The organism is Lysobacter sp. CFH 32150 (assembly GCF_022758295.1).
Taxonomy (GTDB): domain Bacteria; phylum Pseudomonadota; class Gammaproteobacteria; order Xanthomonadales; family Xanthomonadaceae; genus CFH-32150.
In genome coordinates, this window is the sequence record NZ_JALDWJ010000003.1 from 80081 (window position 1) to 100945 (window position 20865).

Below are 20865 nucleotides of genomic sequence, written 5' to 3' on the forward strand. Positions count from 1 at the left end.
CATCCATGCCTCGGTCGAAAAACGGCGCACATCCTGTGCGCCGCCCTCCGGGTTGTGTGCATCTTCGGCCGTTGAATTTTTTTGAAGGCGAAGAGCTGAAAGCGCAGTAAAAATCAGTACGACCAACCCAGCTTGCGATACAGCTTCGACAACACCCACGCGGGGCCGATCAGCAGGTAGCGCAGGTCGGTGAAGAAACTCGGCCGCTTGCCTTCGTACAACTTGCTGTGGCCGACGAACTGCGCGATCCAGGCGACGACGAAGACGCCGATCGCGAGGTACAGCAGGTTCATCGCCCCCAGCGTGTCGTACAGCCAACGCGTGAGCCAGGCCATCAGCACGAATACCGCGAGCATGCCGAAGCCGAGGTTGCGCGAGGCGCGGTAATAGAACATCCATGCGGCGAACATCGCCAGCGCGGCCCACAAACCCGGGCGGAACCAGGTGCCGAGCACGGGAATGCACCACAGCAGCGCGATCACGCTCCACACGATCAACGGGACCGCGAAGACGTGGATCAACTGGTTGGTGGGATTGACGTGGTCGCTGGAATAACTGGCGAACCAGCGATCGATGGGGCGTTCCGTTAGTGCGTTCATCGTCGAGTCCTCAAGCAGCCGATCCAGACACATTACGCCGCTCGGCGACGGGCGACTGTCAACCAGGCGTCAGTCATGGTGCTGCCGCACGACAGCATCAGTCGATGCGGATTCCCGCCAGCCGTTCCAGCGCCTCGGCGTACTTCGCACGCGTGCGCTCGATCACTTCCGCGGGTAACCGCGGACCTGGCGCCGTCTTGTCCCAGTCCAACGTCTCCAGGTAGTCGCGCACGAACTGCTTGTCGTAGCTCGGCGGGCTGGTGCCGACCTGGTATTCGTCCGCAGGCCAGTAGCGCGACGAATCCGGCGTCAGCATCTCGTCCATCACGTACAGGCGGCCATCGGCGTCGGTGCCGAATTCGAACTTGGTGTCGGCGAGGATGATGCCGCGTTGCGCCGCATAGTCGCGGGCGTAGCTGTACAGGCGCAGAGTCGCGTCGCGGACCTGTTCGGCGAGCTCGGCGCCGACGGTGCGGACCATGGTGTCGAAGTCGATGTTCTCGTCGTGGTCGCCAACCGCGGCCTTGGTGGACGGCGTGAAGATCGGCTGGGGCAGCTGTTCGGCCTGGCGCAGGTCGTTGGGCAAGGTGATGCCGCTGACGCGGCCGGTGCGCTGGTAGTCCTTCCAGCCGCTGCCGATCAGGTAGCCGCGGGCGATCGCCTCGATCGGCACCGGCTTCAGTTTCTTCGTCACCACCGCGCGCTTGGCGTACAGCGCCGGATCGACACCCGCCGGTAGCACGCTGGCGACATCGATGCCGGTCAGGTGGTTGGGCAGCAGGTGCGCGGTCTTGTCGAACCAGAAATTGGAGATCTGGCACAGCATCTCGCCCTTGCCCGGGATCGGGTCGGGCAGCACGACGTCGAAGGCGCTGAGCCGGTCGGTCGCCACGATGAGGAGTTTGTCGCCGGGCAGTTCGAACACATCGCGGACCTTGCCGCGATGGCGCAGGGTCAGGCCGGGCAGGTCTGATTCAAGCAAATACGGTCGAAGCAGGGTGGTCGCCACACGCAGTCCATGGGAACGGCAGGGCGGCGTAGTGTACGCCGTGGTCCGCGTGCTGGCCTGTAAACTGGGACCATGAAACAGCGTTGGTACGGAAAATTGCTCGGCTTCCTCGCCGGCGCGGCGCTGCTGCGGGCCAATCCGTTGCTCGGGGCCCTGATCGGCCTGCTGATCGGCCACGCCTTCGACTCCGACTGGTTCAAGAGCCCGCGTGACAACCCGTACCGCGTGCTCGGCCTGACCGAGGAGGCGACCGACGCCGAAGTCGACCTCGCCTACCGCCGCCTGATCACCCAGTACCACCCGGACAAATTGACCGGCGCCGCCGACGAGCTGCGCCGCCAGGCCGAAGCCAAGGCACGCGAGATCAACGGCGCCTACGACCGCATCCAGACGCTGCGCAAGCGGTAGGAGCGGCTTGCAGCCGCGAGCCTTTCGTTTTCGCGGCTGCAAGCCGCTCCTACAACAACCATGGTTCCCGAGGCGTTATGCAACCAACTGTCATCGCCCCATCGATCCTCTCCGCCAACTTCGCCAAGCTCGGCGAGGAAGTCGACCACGTGCTCAAGGCCGGCGCCGACTGGGTCCACTTCGACGTGATGGACAACCATTACGTGCCCAACCTGACCATCGGCCCGCTGGTGTGCGAGGCGCTGCGCAAGCACGGCGTAACCGCACCGATCGACGTGCACCTGATGATCGAGCCGGTCGATCGCATCGTCCCGGATTTCGCCAAGGCCGGCGCCACGCTGATCAGTTTCCATCCCGAGGCCAGCCACCACGTCCACCGCACCGTCCAGCTGATCAAGTCGCTCGGCTGCCAGGCCGGGCTGGTGCTGAATCCCGCCACGCCGGTCGAAGTGCTGGACTACGTGCTGGAGGAACTCGACCTGGTGCTGCTGATGTCGGTCAACCCCGGTTTCGGCGGCCAGGCTTTCATCCCTTCGGCGCTGGACAAGGTGCGCAAGGTGCGTGAGCGCATCGATCGCAGCGGCAAAGCGATCCGGCTCGAGATCGATGGCGGCGTGAAGGCCGACAACATCGCCGAAATCGCCGCCGCGGGCGCCGACACTTTCGTTGCAGGTTCGGCGATTTTCAATGCCGCGGACTACGCCGACGTGATCGCGCGCATGAAGGCAGCCGTCGCAGGTACGCGCCGGTGAACACCTGCGACCTGTGCGACGCGCATGAGGCGCACGTGCGGGTGCTGGACCTGCCGCTGCGCGATTTCGGCGGACGGCTCGCCTTCTACGGGGTCGTCAGCACGATCAAGGCGTTCGAAGACAACTCGCGCGTGCGCGAGGCCGTCGACGAGCCTGGGCAGGGCCGGGTGCTGGTGATCGATGGTGGCGGTTCGACGCGCCGCGCCATGCTCGGCGACCTGCTGGCCGCCAAGGCGACGGAGAACGGCTGGGCCGGCGTCGTGATCTTTGGCGTGATCCGCGACAGCGTCGAGATTGCCGCGCTCGATCTGGGGGTCAAGGCGCTCGGCACCTGCCCGCGCAAGACCGACAAGTTCGACCAGGGCGAGCGCGACGTGGACGTGCACTTCGGCGGCGTGCATATCCGTCCCGGCGACTGGCTTTACGCCGACGTGGACGGCGTGGTGCTGGCTGACACGGCCCTGGGCTGAGGTCATACGCCCAAATAAAAAAGGTCGATGCCAGTGACCTGGCATCGACCCGGGGGGAAATTGGAGGCAATCCCGCCTCCGCCAGTCGTCCTTGTTATGGCCTTCCATGCTCCGCGCCAATGGTGACGCGCGCGTGACAACGCTTTAAGCCCCTCTCCCACCGGGAGAGGGGTTGGGGTGAGGGGCGGCGGAGCGAAAGCAATTCAATGGCCCAGGGTATGGTGCCGCGATCTCGTTCTCATTGGCTTCGTCGCCCCTCATCCGGCGCTATGCGCCACCTTCTCCCGATGGGAGAAGGGAGGGCATACTGCTGCGCCGCACATCGCAATCCGCCGCATGCACCCCGACGCCGACCAGTTCCGCCAACTCGCCGATGCCGGCCACACCCGCATCCCGGTCGTGCGCGAGGTGTTGTCCGACCTCGACACGCCGCTGTCGGTCTACCTGAAACTTGCCGATGGTCCGCACACTTACCTGTTCGAGTCGATCGAAGGCGGCGAGCGCTTCGGCCGTTACTCGATCATCGGTTTGCCGGCGCGGCGCGTTTACGCGTTTGCGGGGCACACGTTGTTCGTGACCGAGAACGGCGAACTGCTCGAAAGCCGCGTGGTCGAGGATCCGTTCGCCGAAGTCGAACGCCTGCGGGCCGAGCACTCGGTGCCGAAGATTCCGGGCCTGCCGGGCTTCACCGGCGGCCTGGTCGGCTGGTTCGGCTTCGAATGCATCCAGTACATCGAACCGAGGCTGGCCGGCGGCGATAAACCCGACGAACTCGGAACGCCCGACATCCTGCTGATGCTCAGCGAGGAAGTCGCGGTGTTCGACAATCTCAAGGGCCGGTTGTACCTGATCGTGCACGCCGATCCCCGCGAACCGCAGGCCTGGGCGCGCGCCAACCGTCGTCTCGATGCGTTGAGCCATCGCCTGCGCCACGGTGGCGCGCCGTATCCGGAAACACTGGTGCCGGCCGCGCTGGACGAAAGCCACTTCGTCTCCGGTTTCACCAAGGAAGGCTTCATCGCCGCGGTGGAAAAATCGAAGGAGCTGATCCGCGCCGGCGACATCTTCCAGGTGGTGCTGTCGCAGCGCCTGAGCGTGCCGTTCCAGGCGCGCCCGGTCGATGTGTACCGTGCGCTGCGTGCGTTGAATCCGTCGCCGTACATGTATTTCCTCGATGTCGGCGACACGCAAGTGGTCGGTTCGTCGCCGGAGATCCTCGTCCGCCTGCAGGACGGCGAAATCACCGTGCGCCCGATCGCCGGCACCCGCCCGCGCGGCCAGACGCCGGAAGAAGACGCCGCGCTCGAAGCCGAATTGCTGGCCGATCCAAAGGAGCGCGCCGAACACCTGATGTTGATCGATCTCGGTCGCAACGATGCCGGCCGCGTCAGCGTCGCAGGCAGCGTCGAAGTCGGCGAGCAGTTTGTGATCGAACGCTACAGCCACGTGATGCACATCGTCAGCGAAGTCACCGGCAAGCTGCAGCCGGGCCTGAGCTATGCCGACGTGTTGCGCGCGACGTTCCCCGCCGGCACCGTTTCCGGTGCGCCCAAGATCCGCGCGCTGGAAGTGATCCGCGAACTCGAACCGGTCAAGCGCAACGTCTATTCCGGCGCCGTCGGCTACATCGGCTGGCATGGCGATGCCGACACCGCCATCGCCATCCGCACCGCCGTCATCCAGGACGGTCGCCTGCACGTGCAGGCGGGAGCCGGCATCGTCTACGACTCCGATCCGCAGAAGGAGTGGGAAGAGACGATGAACAAGGGCCGCGCCCTGTTCAGGGCAGTAGCGGAAGCCGCTCGCGGTCTCTGATCCGCCGTTCGACCGGCTGGCCTGGCCGTGGACATCTGCACACAACGTTTCCTTCACATGACAGACCGTCCAATCCTCCACGGGACGGGATAGGGGACACACCAGACGTAAAACGCGACGCGGGAGGGAGCCATGCAAGTCGTCGATGACACGAAGGTGCGGTCACGTTTCTCCATCGCCGGGCATCCGCAGGTCATCGAACTGATCTGCCCGCATTGCCTGAAGGAAGCCACGTTCACGGTCAAGGCCTGGAGCGAGCACGCGGGCCAGGTCGCTGCGACCGAAGTGCCATGCCCTCGCTGCAACATCGGCGTGTTGTTCCTGGAGTTGCTCGACCATCGCGATTCGCACGACGAGTCCACCCTCTACATGCACCCCGATCCGGTCGGGCGCGAGGGCATCGCCGGGGTCGAGCACTTGCGCACTCTGTCGTCCCCGTTGGCGCGCAGTTACGACTCCGCGCTCAAGCTGTACAACCACGGCGAATGGGGCTCAGCCGCGCTCACCGTCCGCCACCTGCTCGAAGGCCTGGCCACGCGCCTGCTAGGCGACGCCCAGCGCGACCTGCCACTGGCCCGTCAGCTCGAGGCCCTGCCCAAGGACGTCGACCTGGCCAAGCCACTACAGGACATTGCCCCGTTGCTCGCCCCCGGCGGCACATTCGGCCGCCAGTTCGACGACGAGACCAGCATCGACCAGGTCACCGCCGAACAACTGCTGGACCTGGCCGAACAACTGATCAGTTACCTGGTCGTCCTGCCCGGCACCATGGCCGAACTCAAGAGTCGCATCGCCACGGCCCCGGTCCCGCTGCGCCGCGGCGCCAGCAACAGCGCCGCCTGACTGCACCGCCCCGCGGCCACGCCGCGGGTGTGCGTCCAAAGCAATCACGCAATGCAGTAACCTGCCGGGCTTCTGCGCAGGCATCGCCCATGGGTCGAGTGCGGCCATGGCGAGGCTCTGCGTTTCGATGGGTTTTTCTGGCGGGGGTTTCCGGCGGGGCGTCGCATTGCTCGTCATTGAAGTCGGCGAACCCGGCATGGCAACGAAGGCAACCTAGTACGGTAACGAGATGAACTTTTGCTTCCAGCGAATGAGTCCTTCATGAAAGCGATCGGCATTGCGTTGCTTGTGGCACTTTGGATGGTCCGCGCACCGATTGCGATAGCGCAGGATGCCGCAGTCACGCATCAACCAACGGCGCAGTGCCACGCGACCATCGCCGATGCGAAAGCGGAGCGGCTGGCGGGTTTCTGCTACGAGCAGTTCGTGGTGAATGCCGCACCGGATAGCACCGACCTCCCAATGGTCGTTGCGCTGCACTGGATGAGATCCACGCCTGCCGAGTTCAAGCAATACTTCGCTGGTTTGCGACAACCGGCGCGCGTGGTCCTGCTACAGGGGCCTTACCCGCAGAAGGAAGGCTTCTCCTTCTTCGCGACGTCGCCACGCAATTACTACCGACTGCCGGCTGGCGAAAAGCAACAACAGCTGCTGGAAGAAACCGACAAGCTGGCCCGATTTCTTGCCGAGATTGCCGGCCGATATCCGGCCAGCAGCAGGCCGGTACTGATTGGAGCATCGCAGGGAGGCGATTTGAGCTACGCCGTCGCCGTCCGTCATCCGACGACGATCAGCTTGGCGGTGCCGCTCCTGGCGATCCTGGACGAGCGCATCATGCCGCCTGCGGCTCGCAGTGCCGTTCCGATCCATGCCTTCCACGGTACCGACGACCCGGTGGTCGCCGTCGCCGACGCCAGGAAGTATGTCGCCGCCCTCCAGCAGTCCGGATACGAAGCCAGGTTGCGGGAGTATTCGGGCCTCAAGCACGACATATCAGGCACCATGCAACGGGATTACCTCGATCTGATTGACAAGCACCTGGTTGCACGCTCCAACGCTGCGATCAACGAACACCAAAGCAAGTAGGAACCGCAATCCGCCATGGTCTTGATGATCGACAACTACGACAGCTTCACCTACAACCTCGTGCAGTACCTGCAGGCACTGGGGGCGGAGGTGAAGGTGGTGCGCAACGACGAGCTGTCGGTGGCGCAGATCGACGCGCTCGCGCCGGAGCGGATCGTGATTTCGCCGGGGCCGGGGACGCCGAGTTCGGCAGGCGTATCGGTCGAGATGATTCGTGAGCTCGGCACGCGAATACCGATCCTGGGCGTGTGCCTGGGCCACCAGAGTCTTGGCGAGGCCTACGGCGGCGATGTGATTCGCGCCAAAACCATCATGCACGGCAAGACCTCGCGCATCCGCCACGAGGGCAAGGGCGTGTTCGTCGGCTTGCCGGATGGTTATGAGGCCACCCGTTACCACTCGCTGGTGGTATCGCGCCAGACGCTGCCGGCATGCCTGGAGATCACCGCCTGGACCGACAACGAGGACGGGAGCTTCGACGAGATCATGGGGCTGCGGCACCGCGAGCACCCGGTCGAGGGCGTGCAGTTCCATCCCGAATCGATCCTGACCGAGCACGGGCATGCGTTGTTGAAGAACTTCCTTACGCGATAATCGTAGGGTGGGCCTTGGCCCACCGATTCTTACGCCGGTGGGCCAAGGCCCACCCTACAGGCCGCCATGTCAATCACCCCGCAAGAAGCCCTGCAGCGCACCATCGAGCATCGCGAGATCTTCCACGACGAGATGGTGGATCTGATGCGGCAGATCATGCGTGGCGAGATGTCGCCGGTGATGGCCGCGGCGATCATGACCGGGCTGCGGGTGAAGAAGGAAACCGTCGGCGAGATCGCCGGCGCGGCGATGGTGATGCGCGAGTTCGCGCGGCCGGTGCACGTCGCTGACAAGACGAACCTGGTCGATATCGTCGGTACCGGCGGCGATGGTGCGCACACGTTCAATATCTCGACCGCATCGATGTTCGTCGCCGCGGCGGCGGGTGCCAAGGTCGCCAAGCATGGCAACCGCAGCGTGTCGTCGAAGTCCGGGAGCGCCGACGTGCTGGAAGCGCTGGGTGCGGCGATCGAGTTGCAGCCAGCGCAGGTCGCGCGCTGCATCGATGCCTGCGCTATCGGTTTCATGTTCGCCCCCGTGCACCATCCAGCGATGAAAGTCGTCGCGCCGGTGCGGCGCGAGATGGGCGTGCGCACGCTGTTCAACATCCTCGGCCCGCTCACCAACCCGGCCGATGCGCCGAGCATCCTGATGGGCGTGTTCCATCCCGACCTGGTCGGCATCCAGGTGCGCGTGCTGCAGCGGTTGGGCGCGCAGCGCGCGCTGGTGGTATGGGGCCGCGATGGCATGGATGAAATCTCGCTCGGCGCCGCCACGCTGGTGGGCGAACTGCGCGATGGTGTGGTGCGCGAGTACGAAGTGCATCCGGAGGATTTCGGCATCAACATGGCCGCCAGTCGCAACCTGCGCGTGAATGACGCGAGCGAATCGAAGGCGATGGTGCTACAGGCGCTGGAGAACCGGCCGGGACTGCCGTTGGAAATCGTTGCGCTGAATGCTGGTGCAGCTTTGTACGTCAGCGGCGTCGCCGATTCGATCGCCGATGGCATCGCCCGCTCCCGTGAGGCGCTCGCGTCCGGCGCGGCGATGGCGAAGCTGCAGGATTTCGTGGCGACGACGCGCAAGCTCGCCAGTGAAAACGAGCGCGGATGACCATGGACATGAAGCGCTTCGCGAATACGCCGCAGCCGCCGTATTACGCGGTGATCTTTACCTCGCTGCGCAATGCCGACGATGCGGCAGGCTACGGCGAGGCGGCCGAGCGCATGGTCGAACTAGCCTCCCAGGTGCCGGGATTCCTCGGCGTGGAATCCACCCGCGACGAGGCAGGTTTCGGCCTCACAGTCAGCTACTGGGCCGACCCTGTGGCGATCACCGCCTGGCGCACGCAGGTCGAGCACGCGGAGACCCGCCAGCGCGGGCGCAGGACGTGGTACGACCATTTCGAAGTGCGCGTCGCCAGGGTCGAGCGCGCCTACAACTGGAGCAGGTGGCCCGCGAATGAGTGACATGCCGTTGAGCAGCGCGCGATCGACCGGCACGCAATTGAACGACGTGCTCCGCGCCATCCTGCGGCGCAAGGTCGAGGAAGTCGCCGAACGCAGCGCACGAATACCGCTAGCTGAGTTGTCGGCGCGCGCCGCCGATGCTCCGCCGACCCGCGGCTTCGCCACCGCGGTCGCAGCGAAGATTGCGGCCGGGCAGTCGGCGGTGATCGCCGAAGTCAAGAAAGCGAGCCCGTCCAAGGGCGTGATCCGCGCCGATTTCGATCCCGCCGCCATCGCACGCAGCTATGAAGCCGGTGGCGCGGCTTGTTTGTCCGTGCTGACCGACGTCGATTACTTCCAGGGCAGCGACGCCTATCTGCAGCAGGCGCGTGCCGCGTGCGCGTTGCCGGTGCTGCGCAAGGACTTCACCATCGATGCCTACCAGGTGCACGAGGCGCGCGTGCTCGGCGCCGATTGCATCCTGCTGATCGTGGCCGCGCTCAGCGACACGCAGCTTGCCGAACTGTCGGCGTTGGCGATGGCGCTGGACCTGGATGTGCTGGTCGAAGTACACAACCTCGATGAACTCGAACGCGCCTTGCAGGTGCCGGCGCCGCTGCTCGGCATCAATAACCGCAACCTGCGCACGTTCGATGTTTCGCTCGACACCACGCTGGCGCTCAAGGATGCGGTGCCGCGCGACCGGATCCTGGTCACCGAAAGCGGCATCCTCGCGCCGGCCGATGTACAGAAGATGCGCGCCGCCGGGATCGATGCCTTCCTGGTCGGCGAGGCCTTCATGCGTGAAGCCGATCCCGGTACGGCGCTGCGACGTCTGTTCAATCCATGAGTGCATTTACGCACCAGGATTCGCCGCAGATCACCGGCAAGCGGCCGGGGCTGCCGTACTCACCGCTGGTGGTCTTCGATTTCGATCACACCTTGTACGACGGCGATTCCGGCTTCCAGATGATCCTATGGCTGATCCGGCGCCACTGGGGACGCAGGCTTGTCGCCTTGCTGTCGGCGCCGGTGCTGCTGCCGATGATCGCGTGGCTGCCGACCCGGCGCCGCGGCATCTCCGGCTTCCTCTGGATCGGCACCTTCGGCCTGCATCGCAGGCGCGAGTTGGATGAATTGATCGACGAATACGTGCGTGCCGACGCCAAGCGCATCCGCGCGCGCCTGCTCCCGATCGCGCTGGAAGTGCTGCATCGGCATCGCGTCAGGGGCGATCGCGTGCTGATCGCCACGGGCGCGCCGCCGGAACTGGCGCGTGCAATTCTCGATTTCGTCGCGCACGAGGATCTGCCGGTGATCGGCAGCATCGCGGCGCCGTTTCTCGGAGGCCTGATCACCGGCGAGCACTGTCACGCCGAGCACAAGATGCGGATGATCTGGGCCCACGGTTACGACCAGATCTCGATGGCCTACAGCGACAGCAGCGCCGATTTGCCGCTGCTCAAGGCCGCACGCAAGCCGGTGGTAGTGAATCCGAAACGCAGTTGCGTGCAGATGTTCCGGCGCGTGCTGCCGCCGGGGACTCCGATTTTGAACTGGGGTTGCCTGCAGCGCGCTGGAGACCCTGTGGGAGCGACGTAAGTCGCGGCCCTGGAGTCTGATCGCGACTTACGTCGCTCCCACAGGTCAGATTTCGAGCAGCTCGGGTGTTGCTCAATCGCCCAGCAGTTTGGCGAAATGCCGCGATCCGTCGGTGTAGCCGCAGCCGTGATAGAAGGCATGCGCTTCGGCGCGACGCGGGTTGCTGGTGACCTCGATCCGGATCGCGCCAGCGCGGCGTGCGACCAGTTCAGCTTCGCGTAGCAGCCGGCGGCCGATGCCCTGGCGATGGCAGGCCGGGCTGACCACCATCGAGGTGATGCGGGCCACGTCGGCACCGCGGGTGAGCGAGTAGTTCAGCAGCAGCGAGACCAGGCCGCAGGCCTGGCCATCGAGTTCGGCCAGTAGCAGCTGTTGCCGAGGATCATCGTGGAAATGGCCGATGCGCTCGATCGCCTCATCGCGGCTGCAGGGATAGCCCAGCGCCTCGAGCAGGGCAGCAACGTCGCTGGCATCGCCGCGTTCCGCTGGCCGCACCCGCAACTCGGCCGCAGCAGCGGCTGATCCCATGTCAGCCGCGGGTGCCGTAGAGGACCACGGTCTTGCCGCGTGCATGCAGCTTGCCGTCGGCTTCGAGCTTCTTCAGCACGCGCCCGGCCATCTCGCGCGAGCAGCCGACCAGCCGTGCCAGCTCCTGCCGCGACACGCGCAGCTGGGTGCCCTGCGGATGACTCATCGCATCCGATTCGCGGGCCAGGTCGTGCAGGGTGCGGACGATGCGGTCGGTGACGTCGAGGAAGGCCAGGCGCCCGGCCTTGCGGCTGGTGTCGATCAAACGCTGCGACAGCTGCGCGCCGATGGCATACAGCAGCTTGGGCGCATCGGTGGCCAGCGGCCCCAGCAGCAGCTGGTACAGGCGCTCGTAGCTGATCTCGGCCAGCTCGCATGGGGTGCGGGTACGCAGTGCGACACCGCGCTTCTCGCTTTCGATGAACAGGCCCATCTCGCCGACGAATTCGCCGGCGCCGAGGTAGCCGAGCACCAGCTCACGGCCGTCATCTTCCTCGGTGATGATGCTGACCGAGCCGCTGATCAGGTAGTAGAGGGTGCCGGCCGGGTCGCCCGGACGGAACACGTCGGTGCGGGTGGGGTAACGACGGCGATGGCATTGGCCGAGGAATCTTTCGAGCGCTGCGGCATCGGGTGCGAGCGGGCTAACGGCGCGGCGGAGCGACGGCAGCAACGGGGTGACGGTCGGAGACATGGCGTCGTTGCTTCGAAAAATGAATTCTGAAGCTTAGGCCGAAGCCGTGAATACGGCAAACATCGCCGGGCGCCTGCTTCCGCCTACTGCCCCCCACCCGCGCTTTGCCGCATAATCGCGCCCCTTGCAATCCCCCGCCCCGGAGACCACCAGTGGTCAAGCCTCTCCCGCGCCTGAAGCTCCAGGGCTTCAACAACCTCACCAAGGCGCTGTCGTTCAACATCTACGACGTCTGCTACGCGGTGTCCGAAGAGCAGCGCCAGCGCTACATCGAGTACATCGATGAGGAATACAACGCCGACCGGTTGACCCAGATCCTGACCGACGTGGCCGAGATCATTGGGGCCAACATCCTCAACGTCGCGCGCCAGGACTACGACCCGCAGGGCGCGTCGGTGACGATCCTGATCTCCGAGCAGCCGGTGATCGACAAGGCCGACGCCAAGGGCGTGATCTCCGATGCGGTCGTCGCGCACATGGACAAGAGCCACATCACCGTCCATACCTATCCGGAAACGCACCCGGACAACGGCATCGCGACCTTCCGATGCGACATCGACGTCGCCACCTGCGGCGTGATCTCGCCGCTGCGCGCGTTGAACTACCTCATCGAGAGCCTCGAGTCCGACATCGTGGTGATGGACTACCGCGTGCGCGGCTTCACCCGCGACATCAAGGGCAAGAAGCATTACATCGACCACAAGATCAATTCGATCCAGGACTACCTGGCCAAGAACGTGAAGTCGCGCTACGAGATGCTCGACGTCAACGTCTACCAGGAAAACATCTTCCACACCAAGATGCACCTGAAGGACTTCGACCTCGACAATTACCTGTTCGAGGAGAAGGCCAAGAACCTGTCGTTCAAGGAACGGATGAAGATCGAGGCGCGCCTCAAGCGCGAGATCGAGGAACTGTTCCACGGGCGCAATCTGGTGGAGTGAGCACCACTGCTACGCCAACAGAAAAGGCCGGCATTGCCGGCCTTTTTACTTTTCGTGGAGCGGCTATAAGTCGCTCCTACGGGGAGCAGCGTGCTGCTAGATCCGATATGCGATCGACTTCATTAAGTTGGATGCCATCGCCATCAACGACGGCACCGGCTGCGGCAATGTGCGTGCGCCTTGCGCTGCTGCGTGCTCGGCGTGGCGCGCTTCGTCTGCCTTCATAGCGGTGACGATCGCGCGACTGCGCGCATCGGCTTCGGGCAGGGTCTGCAGGTGTTCGTCCAGGTGCGCTTCGACCTGGCGTTCGGTTTCGACCACGAAGCCGAGGTTCCAGCCGTCGCCGCGCAAACCGGCAAGCACGCCGATTGCGTAGCTGCCGGCGTACCACACCGGGTTGAGCAGGCTGGGGCGGCTGTCGAGTTCGCGCAGTCGTTCGGCGCACCAGGCAAGATGGTCGGTTTCCTCGGCGGCGGCGGCGAGCAGGTCGGCCTTGGTGGCCGGATCGCGCGCGACCGCGGCCTGGCCGACGTACAGCGCCTGCGCGCAAACCTCGCCGACATGGTTGATCCGCATCAGCCCGGCCGAGTGGTTGCGTTCGTTGTCATCGAGCACGATCTCGGCCTCGGTCGCGCCGGGGTTGGCGCGCTGCGCCACGGGCGCCCCGAACACGGTATCGAGCGCGTTCTGAGCGTCGATCAACAAACGGTCGAGCGGGGTGATATCACGTGTCGTCATGAGTCCAAACACTCGGCGAGGAATTCCAGCGGATGTTGCACCAGCGCCTGCGTGCCGTTGGCGAAATGCAGCCGGCAGCCAATGTTCGCGCTGAGCAGGCGGGTCGCGCCAGTGGCGGCGAATTGGTCGAGCAAAGGTTGGCGATAGGCCGCGGCGCGCGCCGGTTCGGTCAGCATCTGCGTGCCGGCGGCCCCGCAGCAACCGAAACCTCCATCCAGTTCGATGATCTCGAGGCCAGGTACGCGCGCGAGCAACGCGCGGGTCGCGATGTCGCTCTTCACCACGTTGCGCTGGGTGCAGGGCAGGTGCAGGGCGATGCGTTCGCGGGTGCTGCGGAAGCGTAGTCCGTCGCCGCGTTGCGCGAAGAAGTCGAGTGCGTCGAGAGTGGGAGTAGGCAACGCCTGCGCCAACGCTTCATGGCAACCGCTGGCCAGTGTCAGTACCGTCGAGGCGTTGACGAAGGAGGCGCGGTTGGCCGCGGCGAGGGCATTGGCCGTCGCCGTGTTGCCGGCATGCGCGTGCAGGCTGCCGCAGCAGGTTTGTCGGTCGGGCATAGCGATCGCAACGTCCACTGCTGCGCCCAGTCGCAGCATGGCCGCTTGCAATGAGGTTTCATAAGGGCGCGCGACGCAACCGAGGAACAGTGCAACGTCGGCGCTTTGCGAAAGCGGTAATCGGGCCGGCGCCGGGGGTTGCGGCAAAGGTCGCCATGCGGTCGGTAGCAGCGGATACAGCCTGCGGTACAGGCCAAGCAGGCGGGTGAGCATCCCGGGGCGGGCGCAGAGCCATTCCGCACCGCGTTGCTTCCAGCCCGCAGGGCGGCGCTCGCGCTGGCGGCTGCGGGCGGCGACCAGCAAAGGCCCATACTCCACGCCGGCCGGGCACACGACCTCGCAGCGGCGACAGCCGAGGCAGTGGTCGAGGTGGGTGTCGCCAGTGGGAGTCGGCGGGACCGTCGCCAGCTCCCAGGCCCGGGCCAGCGCGATACGGCCGCGCGGGGACTCGGTTTCGAGCGCTTCGAAGCGGTAGGTCGGGCAGGTCGGCAGGCATAAGCCGCATTGCACGCACTGGTCCGTCAGCGCCAGCAATCGGCCCGGCGCGGGGGTTGCGGCGGGATGGGCAGCCTCGGACATGGGACGATGCTAGCGCGGCAGACGGCTTAGGGGCAGGGCAGCTTGCGGTGCCCGGCCGGGACCGCTATCATTCCGCCTCTTTCGCCCCGCAATTGCGCTTTTCAACGGCGCCGGTGCGATCACAACGCGAGGCAAAATTCCGCCGCGACATCGGACGGAATCAGCCCGGCAAGGTACCGAGAACAGAGTTCCCTCATGAAGACTTTCATCGCCAAGAACGAGACCGTCCAGCGCGACTGGTACGTGGTCGACGCCGAGGGCAAGACCCTGGGTCGCCTCGCCACCGAACTCGCCCGCCGTCTGCGCGGCAAGCACAAGCCCGTGTTCACCCCGCACGTCGATACCGGCGATTACCTCGTCGTGATCAACGCCGAGAAGATCACGGTCACCGGCAACAAGCTGCAGGACAAGATGTACCACCGGTTCACCGGTTACGTCGGCAACCTGAAGTCCGAGAACCTGAGCCAGGCGCTGCAGCGTCACCCGGAGCGCGTCATCGAGACCGCGGTCAAGGGCATGCTGCCGAAGAATCCCCTCGGCCGTGCCATGTACCGCAAGCTCAAGGTCTACGCCGGTCCGAACCACCCGCACGCTTCCCAGCAGCCGCAGCTGCTCGAGATCTAAGACATGGCAATCACCCAGAACTACGGCACCGGCCGCCGCAAGTCTTCCACCGCCCGCGTGTTCCTGCGCAAGGGCGACGGCAAGATCACCATCAACGACCGTACGATCGAAGACTTCTTCGGCCGCGAGACCGCGCGCATGATCGTGCGCCAGCCGCTCGAGCTGACCAAGTCGAGCGACAAGTTCGACGTCGTGGCCACGGTCGAAGGTGGCGGCACCACCGGCCAGGCCGGCGCGATCCGCCTCGGCATCTCGCGCGCGCTGGTCGAGTACGACGAGTCGCTGAAGTCCGAACTGCGCAAGGCCGGTTTCATGACCCGCGACGCCCGCGAAGTCGAGCGCAAGAAGGTCGGCCTGCACAAAGCCCGCCGCGCCACCCAGTTCTCGAAGCGCTAATCCATCCGGCGTTATAGTCCGCACCATAGCCCCGTCGCCAAGCGGTAAGGCACCTGACTCTGACTCAGGCATTCGGTGGTTCGAATCCATCCGGGGCTGCCATACGGAAGCCGGTGACCTAAACGACCCGGCTCGAAAAACCCGCCCAACGGCGGGTTTTTTGTTGCCTGGGGTTGCTGCCGTGTAGCGTGTGCAGTTCGCAGCTTTCACCTGCCAAGTTACAATTGAAACTATCGCGCCCAGCGCAGGTTTTCGGAGTTCTCGATGAAGCTCGGCTCACTCAAGGAAGGCGGCCGCGACGGCACCCTGATCGTCGTCTCCCGCGACCTCACCCGTGGCGTGCGCGCCACCGGCATCGCATCGACGTTGCAACGCGCGCTGGAAGATTGGTCGAACGCCGCACCGCGGTTGAATGCATTGTCGGAAGCGCTCAATGCCGGCAGCGCCGAGGACGCCTTCGATCTCGACATGGCCCAGCTCGCTGCTCCGCTCCCGCGCGCCTACGAATTCGTCGATGGCAGCGCCTACCTGCCGCACGTCGAGCGCGTACGTCGCGCGCGTGGCGCCGAAGTGCCGGAAAGCTTCTACACCGATCCTTTGATGTACCAGGCGACCAGTGCCAGCTTTTATGGCCCGCGCGATCCGGTGCGTGTGGTCGACGAGGCGTACGGCATCGACCTGGAAGCCGAGATCGTGGTGGTGACCGATGACGTGCCGATGGCGGTGACGCCTGCGCAGGCCTCCGCCCACATCCAGCTGGTCGGCCTGGTCAACGATGTGTCGTTGCGCAACCTGATCCCGAATGAACTGGCCAAGGGTTTTGGCTTCCTGCAATCGAAGCCGCGTTCGGCGCTGTCGCCGGTGTTCGTGACGCCGGACGAACTCGGTGAAGCCTGGCGCGACAACAAGCTGCACCTCCCGTTGCTCACCCACATCAATGGTGCCTGGTTCGGCGCGCCGGAGGCGGGTGTCGACATGCAGTTCGACTTCAGCCAGTTGGTCGCGCATGCGGCCAAGACGCGGCCACTGTCGGCCGGCACCATCGTCGGTTCCGGCACCATCGCCAACGCGGACACCAGTACGGGCGCATCCTGTTTTGCCGAGAAGCGCACGGTCGAGACGCTGGAGCATGGCAAACCGCAGACGCCATTCATGACGTTCGGCGACGTGGTCCGGATCGAGATGCTCGACCGCGATGGCCGCAGCATCTTCGGCGCGATCGAGCAACGGATCGAACGCCAGCCCCTGCCTTGAGTCGCCGGACGCCACCGACGCCACGACCGACGGTCTTCCGCCCGCGGCGATGAAGGACTAAGTTGCGCAGACCGCGGCTCGAACGCGGTCCAGCGCACGGGGAGCGCAACGTGAACGAACGACTGCGACTGTTTTCGTACTGGCGCTCCAGCGCCGCCTACCGCGTGCGCATCGGCCTGAACCTGAAAGGCCTGGCCCACGAACTCGCACCTGTGCATCTGCTGCGCGGCGGCGGCGAACAGCACAGCGCCGAATTCCGCGAAACCAATCCGCAGGGCCTGGTGCCGGTGCTGCAGCACGGCCAGCGCATGCTGCGACAGTCGGTCGCGATTCTCGAATACCTGGACGAAGTGTGGCCGCAGCCGGCCCTGCTACCTGCGACTGCACGCGAGCGGCAACGGGTGCGGGCGCTGGCGCAGTTGGTCGCCTGCGATATCCATCCGCTCAATAACCTGCGCGTGTTGCAGTACTTCGAGCACGAATGGCATGTGCCGCAGCCCGAACGCGAGGAATGGGTGCGGCACTGGATCACCGAAGGCCTGTCCGCGTTCGAAGCGATGCTGGCCGATCATCCGTCGACCGACATGTTCTGCGACGGCCATGCGCCGACCATCGCCGACTGCTGCCTGATTCCGCAGCTCTACAACGCGCGTCGTTTCGGGCTGGACCTGACAGCGTATCCGACGATTCTGCGGATCGAGGCGGCGTGCCTGGCGTTGCCGGCGTTCGACGCCGCGCGACCAGAAAATCAACCGGACGCACCGGCACCCATGTAGGGCGGGCCTCGGCCCGCCGCACGACGTCGCGGGGTTGATGGCGGGCCAAGGCCCGCCCTCCGCAACCGCTAGTGTTGCTTCGCGCCGCTGTCGAACACTTCGGCGTAGGGATCGTGTTCGCCGCTCCCGCCTTCGGACAGGCGGAACTTCAAGGCCAGGCCGTCGCGCGAGTCGGCAGCCTTCAGCGCCTCTTCCTTCTCGATCTTGCCTTCCTTGTACAGGCGGAACAGGCACTGGTCGAACGACTCCATGCCTTCCTCCAGCGATTCCTCCATCGCCTGCTTGATCTCGTGGATCTGCCCACGGCGCAGCAGGTCGCGGATCATCGGCGTGTTGATCAGCACTTCCGCCGCCGGCAAGCGGCGGCCGTCGAGGCCGACCACCAGGCGCTGCGACACCACCGCCTTCAGGTTCAGCGCCAGGTTCATCAGCACGTTCTTGTGCGCGGACTCGTTGAAGAAGTTGAGGATGCGCTCGATGGTCTGGTCGGCGTTGTTGGAGTGCAGCGTGGCCAGGCAGATATGGCCGGTTTCGGCGAAAGCGATGGCGGCTTCCATCGTGGTCGCATCGAGGATTTCGCCGATCAGGATCACGTCCGGCGCCTCGCGCATCGCATTCTTCAGCGCGTTGTGGAAGGCGTGGGTGTCGAGGCCGACTTCGCGCTGGTTGACGATCGATTTCTTGTGCTTGTGCAGGTACTCGATCGGGTCCTCGATGGTGAGGATGTGGCCCGAGGTCGTGCTGTTACGGTGATCGATCATCGACGCCAGCGTGGTCGACTTGCCCGAGCCGGTCGATCCGACGATCAGCACCAGCCCGCGCGGGGCCATGATGATTTCCTTCAGCACCTGCGGCAGCTGCAACTCTTCGATCGACGGGATCACGCTGCGGATCGCGCGGATCACCATGCCGACTTCGCCGCGCTGCTTGAATACGTTGACGCGGAAGCGGCCGGAGTCCTGCAATGCGAGCGCCATGTTCAGCTCAAGGTCGCGTTCGAACTGCGGGACCTGGCCTTCGTCCATCAGCGAATAGGCGATCTTCTTGACCATGCCCGCGGGCAGGCCGGTGTTGCCGAGCGGATAGAGCTTGCCTTCGACCTTGATGTACACCGGCGCGCCGGTGGTCAGGAACATGTCGGAAGCGTTCTTTTCCGTCATCAGCTTGAGGAAATAGCCGATGTCCATACGTATGCCCCTTGGTCTGATGGCGGCGCAACGTTGCGCGCGCGCCGCTGGCTTCCCACAATGACCGCGCGCCCCTATCGCGACGGTCCCTCATGGCTATTAACGCAAGCTTCGCACAAATCCGGAACGCACTGCAGGCGATGCTGGTCACGATTGCGCTGGTGGCGTGCGCATCCACGCCACCGCCAACCGGTGAGCTCGCCGCCGCACAACAGGCGGTGGCACGCGCCGACAGCGCCGATGCGGACCAGTACGCAGCGGCGGAAATCGCCTCTGCGCGTGACGCCCTCAGCCGTGCCCAGGCTGCGCTGGCGCATGGTGACGACGACGAAGCACGCCAATATGCCGATCTCGCCGCGGCCGACGCCGACCTCGCCTATGCGCGCAGTCATGCAGCGACCACGCGAGCTGAATTCGAGCAACGTCGTGCCGAGATCGGCGACTTGCAGCAGCGTCTGCAGCTGCAAGCGGGCGGGTCCATCGAAAGCGGGCCCGCCGAGAGCGCTCTGGATTGGGCGACACCCGGTTTCGATGCCGCCGACCCGGTCGCGCAGCTGTCGCAGCGCCTCAACACGCTGGATGCCGACGCGCGCCTGCAGGGCTTCGCCGCGTACGAGCGCCTGCGCGCCCGCCAGGCGGTGGACGCGCTGGCTGCCACGCGCAGCCGCCAGCGTGCCCAGGCACAGGTGCTGGCCCAGCGCCGGGTTGAAACCGCAGAGCTGGCCGCGCGCAACGAAGCGGCGCGGCGCGATGTCGACCGCCTCGAGCGCGTGCGCAGCGAATTGCTGGTCGAAGCCAGTCGCCAGGATGCCGAACGCGCCCGCCAGGAAACCGAGCGCCTGCGCATCGAGGCGCAAATCCAGATGGAGGAGGCGCAGCGCCTGCGCGCCGCCGCCGAGTCTGAAGCCGCCGCCCGCGCGCAGGCCGAGGAAGTGATCCTCGATGTCGCCGGCGACCAGGCCGCCAAGCTCACCGCTGCCCGCGAAAAGGAAGCCGCCCTGGCGCGGCAGGAAGCCGCATTGCTGGCTGGCGGCACGCTGCCTGCCTCCACGCGCGATGCCCGCGGCGAAGTATTCACGCTTGCCGGCGATGCCTTCGCCTCCGGGCAGGCGACGTTGACCAGTAGCGCCGCGGCCAGCGTGCAAGCGCTCGCCGCCTACCTGCAGGCCGGGCCGGCGGCGAATGTCCGCATCGAAGGCCACACCGATGGCCAGGGCGAGGCGGCGGCCAACCTGCAGCTGTCGCAGCGACGCGCCAACGCCGTGCGCGACGCCCTCGCCGCGGCCGGCGTGCCGCGCAGCCGCATCCAGGCGGTGGGTCGTGGCGAAAGTGCCCCGATTGCCGATGACAGCAGTGCCGCGGGCCGCGCGAAAAACCGCCGGGTCGAAATTATCGTTGTCGGAAAATAGTATTGTTTTTCAACAAGTTGCTATGTGCGTTGACGTTGGTGTCATTGGGATTACCGGTCGTCCGCGGACCCTTGCCGAGGGCCGGAGGGAGGAGTAGGGTCAATTACCCGAGCGACCCCCAATTCGCTCGGCCAGAGAGGCCGATGACCCACACGTCTGCATCCGAGGAGCGCGCCGCCGGCAAAGAAGTCCGCGCGGGCGCCTCAATGCAGGCGCCCGCGAATCGGCCAGTGATGATCCCCGCAACGCCCCGTGCCGTGACTGGCCGGGGCGTTCGCATTTCTGCTGCAGTCTGATTAGGAGGCGATGTCATGTTCGAAGGGCAACCGCAGGCGGAACTCGACGCGATGATGAAGGGCAACAACGAGTTCCGGCAGCTGTACCAGCGCCACAAGGAACTCGACAAGCAGGTGCTCGACGCCGAGCTGGGCGTCCTGCCGATCGACGATGCCACGCTCGCGAAAATGAAGCGCGAGAAGCTAGCCGCCAAGGACAAGCTCACGCGGATGTACGACGCCAGCCACCACTGACCCGGCTAGCACACCATCAACCTCGC

General features: G+C 65.4%; 25 protein-coding genes and 1 tRNA gene. 19 read left to right on the forward strand and 7 right to left on the reverse strand.

Annotated elements, in window-relative coordinates:
* Positions 1 to 113: 113 nt before the first annotated feature.
* Both MO486_RS06590 and MO486_RS06595 read right to left on the reverse strand, forming a co-directional pair.
* Entirely contained in the window at positions 114 to 599 is a 486-nt protein-coding gene (locus MO486_RS06590; protein WP_242905465.1) for an Mpo1-like protein, read from the reverse strand.
* Positions 600 to 696: 97 nt separating this feature from the next.
* On the reverse strand, positions 697 to 1608 hold the full coding sequence (locus MO486_RS06595; protein ID WP_242905466.1) for a phosphoribosylaminoimidazolesuccinocarboxamide synthase: 912 nt from the start codon (positions 1606 to 1608) through the stop codon (positions 697 to 699).
* 72 nt (positions 1609 to 1680) lie between these two features.
* Between MO486_RS06595 and MO486_RS06600 the strand changes: the two genes are divergently transcribed.
* The 11 genes from MO486_RS06600 (at position 1681) to MO486_RS06650 (ending at position 10626) form a co-directional block, all read left to right on the forward strand.
* Positions 1681 to 2016: a DnaJ domain-containing protein gene (locus MO486_RS06600; protein ID WP_242905468.1), complete on the forward strand. Its 336-nt coding sequence runs from the start codon at positions 1681 to 1683 to the stop codon at positions 2014 to 2016.
* 77 nt (positions 2017 to 2093) lie between these two features.
* Positions 2094 to 2768: a ribulose-phosphate 3-epimerase gene (rpe, locus tag MO486_RS06605; protein ID WP_242905469.1), complete on the forward strand. Its 675-nt coding sequence runs from the start codon at positions 2094 to 2096 to the stop codon at positions 2766 to 2768.
* The gene (gene rraA / locus MO486_RS06610) at positions 2765 to 3238 is read left to right on the forward strand and encodes a ribonuclease E activity regulator RraA (RefSeq protein ID WP_242905470.1); all 474 of its coding nucleotides are present in this window, start codon (positions 2765 to 2767) and stop codon (positions 3236 to 3238) included. The genes rpe and rraA overlap by 4 nt, the downstream gene beginning before the upstream one ends.
* Positions 3239 to 3574: 336 nt before the next feature.
* Positions 3575 to 5053, forward strand: a complete 1479-nt coding sequence (gene trpE, locus MO486_RS06615) for an anthranilate synthase component I (protein WP_242905471.1) — start codon at positions 3575 to 3577, stop codon at positions 5051 to 5053.
* A gap of 132 nt (positions 5054 to 5185) precedes the next feature.
* Entirely contained in the window at positions 5186 to 5896 is a 711-nt protein-coding gene (locus tag MO486_RS06620) for a hypothetical protein (protein ID WP_242905472.1), read from the forward strand.
* Between the two features lie 261 nt (positions 5897 to 6157).
* Complete coding sequence (locus MO486_RS06625) at positions 6158 to 6982, forward strand: dienelactone hydrolase family protein (RefSeq protein WP_242905473.1); 825 nt, start codon at positions 6158 to 6160, stop codon at positions 6980 to 6982.
* Positions 6983 to 6997: 15 nt separating this feature from the next.
* On the forward strand, positions 6998 to 7576 hold the full coding sequence (locus MO486_RS06630; protein WP_242905474.1) for an aminodeoxychorismate/anthranilate synthase component II: 579 nt from the start codon (positions 6998 to 7000) through the stop codon (positions 7574 to 7576).
* A 66-nt stretch (positions 7577 to 7642) separates the two neighbouring features.
* A complete protein-coding gene (trpD, locus tag MO486_RS06635) occupies positions 7643 to 8689 on the forward strand; it encodes an anthranilate phosphoribosyltransferase (RefSeq protein WP_242905475.1) in 1047 nt (348 codons plus the stop codon).
* Positions 8686 to 9045 (forward strand): antibiotic biosynthesis monooxygenase, encoded by a 360-nt coding sequence (locus tag MO486_RS06640; RefSeq protein WP_242905477.1) that lies wholly within the window; start codon positions 8686 to 8688, stop codon positions 9043 to 9045. Before trpD ends, MO486_RS06640 begins: the two co-directional genes overlap by 4 nt.
* A 1-nt stretch (position 9046) precedes the next feature.
* Positions 9047 to 9874, forward strand: coding sequence for an indole-3-glycerol phosphate synthase TrpC (trpC, locus tag MO486_RS06645; RefSeq protein WP_242905965.1), 828 nt, complete (start codon positions 9047 to 9049; stop codon positions 9872 to 9874).
* The gene (locus MO486_RS06650) at positions 9871 to 10626 is read left to right on the forward strand and encodes a haloacid dehalogenase-like hydrolase (RefSeq protein WP_242905478.1); all 756 of its coding nucleotides are present in this window, start codon (positions 9871 to 9873) and stop codon (positions 10624 to 10626) included. The genes trpC and MO486_RS06650 overlap by 4 nt, the downstream gene beginning before the upstream one ends.
* A 72-nt stretch (positions 10627 to 10698) precedes the next feature.
* On the opposite strand, the gene MO486_RS06655 is transcribed toward MO486_RS06650, so the two are convergent.
* Both MO486_RS06655 and crp read right to left on the reverse strand, forming a co-directional pair.
* Positions 10699 to 11154 (reverse strand): GNAT family N-acetyltransferase, encoded by a 456-nt coding sequence (locus MO486_RS06655; protein ID WP_242905479.1) that lies wholly within the window; start codon positions 11152 to 11154, stop codon positions 10699 to 10701.
* Position 11155: 1 nt separating this feature from the next.
* Positions 11156 to 11848 carry a cAMP-activated global transcriptional regulator CRP gene (gene crp, locus MO486_RS06660; protein WP_242905480.1) on the reverse strand — a complete coding sequence of 231 codons (693 nt, stop codon included), beginning with the start codon at positions 11846 to 11848 and terminating at the stop codon, positions 11156 to 11158.
* A gap of 152 nt (positions 11849 to 12000) precedes the next feature.
* Here crp and speD point away from each other — a divergent pair, with 152 nt between their 5' ends.
* Complete coding sequence (speD, locus tag MO486_RS06665; protein ID WP_242905489.1) at positions 12001 to 12792, forward strand: adenosylmethionine decarboxylase; 792 nt, start codon at positions 12001 to 12003, stop codon at positions 12790 to 12792.
* A gap of 96 nt (positions 12793 to 12888) precedes the next feature.
* Here the strand turns inward: speD and coq7 are convergent, their stop codons facing one another.
* Positions 12889 to 13530 carry a 2-polyprenyl-3-methyl-6-methoxy-1,4-benzoquinone monooxygenase gene (coq7, locus tag MO486_RS06670; RefSeq protein ID WP_242905490.1) on the reverse strand — a complete coding sequence of 214 codons (642 nt, stop codon included), beginning with the start codon at positions 13528 to 13530 and terminating at the stop codon, positions 12889 to 12891.
* The gene (locus MO486_RS06675) at positions 13527 to 14663 is read right to left on the reverse strand and encodes a (Fe-S)-binding protein (protein ID WP_242905491.1); all 1137 of its coding nucleotides are present in this window, start codon (positions 14661 to 14663) and stop codon (positions 13527 to 13529) included. The genes coq7 and MO486_RS06675 overlap by 4 nt, the downstream gene beginning before the upstream one ends.
* Positions 14664 to 14858: 195 nt before the next feature.
* Here MO486_RS06675 and rplM point away from each other — a divergent pair, with 195 nt between their 5' ends.
* From rplM to maiA, 5 genes are all read left to right on the forward strand, one after another.
* Positions 14859 to 15287, forward strand: coding sequence for a 50S ribosomal protein L13 (gene rplM / locus MO486_RS06680; protein WP_242905492.1), 429 nt, complete (start codon positions 14859 to 14861; stop codon positions 15285 to 15287).
* A gap of 3 nt (positions 15288 to 15290) precedes the next feature.
* Entirely contained in the window at positions 15291 to 15683 is a 393-nt protein-coding gene (gene rpsI / locus MO486_RS06685) for a 30S ribosomal protein S9 (protein ID WP_242905493.1), read from the forward strand.
* Positions 15684 to 15710: 27 nt separating this feature from the next.
* Positions 15711 to 15785: transfer RNA gene (locus MO486_RS06690), tRNA-Gln, on the forward strand.
* Between the two features lie 162 nt (positions 15786 to 15947).
* The gene (locus MO486_RS06695; protein WP_242905494.1) at positions 15948 to 16937 is read left to right on the forward strand and encodes a fumarylacetoacetate hydrolase family protein; all 990 of its coding nucleotides are present in this window, start codon (positions 15948 to 15950) and stop codon (positions 16935 to 16937) included.
* 110 nt (positions 16938 to 17047) lie between these two features.
* Positions 17048 to 17713: a maleylacetoacetate isomerase gene (gene maiA / locus MO486_RS06700; protein ID WP_242905495.1), complete on the forward strand. Its 666-nt coding sequence runs from the start codon at positions 17048 to 17050 to the stop codon at positions 17711 to 17713.
* Between the two features lie 68 nt (positions 17714 to 17781).
* Here maiA and MO486_RS06705 read toward each other — a convergent pair whose 3' ends face one another.
* Positions 17782 to 18900 carry a PilT/PilU family type 4a pilus ATPase gene (locus MO486_RS06705; RefSeq protein WP_242905497.1) on the reverse strand — a complete coding sequence of 373 codons (1119 nt, stop codon included), beginning with the start codon at positions 18898 to 18900 and terminating at the stop codon, positions 17782 to 17784.
* 92 nt (positions 18901 to 18992) lie between these two features.
* Here MO486_RS06705 and MO486_RS06710 point away from each other — a divergent pair, with 92 nt between their 5' ends.
* Together MO486_RS06710 and MO486_RS06715 are read left to right on the forward strand one after the other, a co-directional pair.
* Complete coding sequence (locus MO486_RS06710; RefSeq protein WP_242905499.1) at positions 18993 to 20309, forward strand: OmpA family protein; 1317 nt, start codon at positions 18993 to 18995, stop codon at positions 20307 to 20309.
* A gap of 311 nt (positions 20310 to 20620) precedes the next feature.
* Complete coding sequence (locus MO486_RS06715) at positions 20621 to 20839, forward strand: YdcH family protein (protein ID WP_242905501.1); 219 nt, start codon at positions 20621 to 20623, stop codon at positions 20837 to 20839.
* The last annotated feature ends 26 nt before the right edge of the window (positions 20840 to 20865 follow it).

Bases quoted from the DNA above. Each gene is read 5' to 3' on its own strand.
- MO486_RS06655 (WP_242905479.1), bottom strand. From the start codon at position 11,154: ATGGGATCAGCCGCTGCTGCGGCCGAGTTGCGGGTGCGGCCAGCGGAA.
- MO486_RS06590 (WP_242905465.1), bottom strand. From the start codon at position 599: ATGAACGCACTAACGGAACGCCCCATCGATCGCTGGTTCGCCAGTTAT.
- rpsI (WP_242905493.1), top strand. From the start codon at position 15,291: ATGGCAATCACCCAGAACTACGGCACCGGCCGCCGCAAGTCTTCCACC.
- MO486_RS06695 (WP_242905494.1), top strand. From the start codon at position 15,948: ATGAAGCTCGGCTCACTCAAGGAAGGCGGCCGCGACGGCACCCTGATC.
- rpe (WP_242905469.1), top strand. From the start codon at position 2,094: ATGCAACCAACTGTCATCGCCCCATCGATCCTCTCCGCCAACTTCGCC.
- rplM (WP_242905492.1), top strand. From the start codon at position 14,859: ATGAAGACTTTCATCGCCAAGAACGAGACCGTCCAGCGCGACTGGTAC.
- coq7 (WP_242905490.1), bottom strand. From the start codon at position 13,530: ATGACGACACGTGATATCACCCCGCTCGACCGTTTGTTGATCGACGCT.
- MO486_RS06715 (WP_242905501.1), top strand. From the start codon at position 20,621: ATGTTCGAAGGGCAACCGCAGGCGGAACTCGACGCGATGATGAAGGGC.
- MO486_RS06630 (WP_242905474.1), top strand. From the start codon at position 6,998: ATGGTCTTGATGATCGACAACTACGACAGCTTCACCTACAACCTCGTG.
- MO486_RS06675 (WP_242905491.1), bottom strand. From the start codon at position 14,663: ATGTCCGAGGCTGCCCATCCCGCCGCAACCCCCGCGCCGGGCCGATTG.
- trpE (WP_242905471.1), top strand. From the start codon at position 3,575: ATGCACCCCGACGCCGACCAGTTCCGCCAACTCGCCGATGCCGGCCAC.
- trpD (WP_242905475.1), top strand. From the start codon at position 7,643: ATGTCAATCACCCCGCAAGAAGCCCTGCAGCGCACCATCGAGCATCGC.
- MO486_RS06640 (WP_242905477.1), top strand. From the start codon at position 8,686: ATGACCATGGACATGAAGCGCTTCGCGAATACGCCGCAGCCGCCGTAT.
- MO486_RS06625 (WP_242905473.1), top strand. From the start codon at position 6,158: ATGAAAGCGATCGGCATTGCGTTGCTTGTGGCACTTTGGATGGTCCGC.
- MO486_RS06600 (WP_242905468.1), top strand. From the start codon at position 1,681: ATGAAACAGCGTTGGTACGGAAAATTGCTCGGCTTCCTCGCCGGCGCG.
- MO486_RS06650 (WP_242905478.1), top strand. From the start codon at position 9,871: ATGAGTGCATTTACGCACCAGGATTCGCCGCAGATCACCGGCAAGCGG.
- MO486_RS06705 (WP_242905497.1), bottom strand. From the start codon at position 18,900: ATGGACATCGGCTATTTCCTCAAGCTGATGACGGAAAAGAACGCTTCC.
- crp (WP_242905480.1), bottom strand. From the start codon at position 11,848: ATGTCTCCGACCGTCACCCCGTTGCTGCCGTCGCTCCGCCGCGCCGTT.
- trpC (WP_242905965.1), top strand. From the start codon at position 9,047: ATGCCGTTGAGCAGCGCGCGATCGACCGGCACGCAATTGAACGACGTG.
- MO486_RS06710 (WP_242905499.1), top strand. From the start codon at position 18,993: ATGGCTATTAACGCAAGCTTCGCACAAATCCGGAACGCACTGCAGGCG.
- MO486_RS06620 (WP_242905472.1), top strand. From the start codon at position 5,186: ATGCAAGTCGTCGATGACACGAAGGTGCGGTCACGTTTCTCCATCGCC.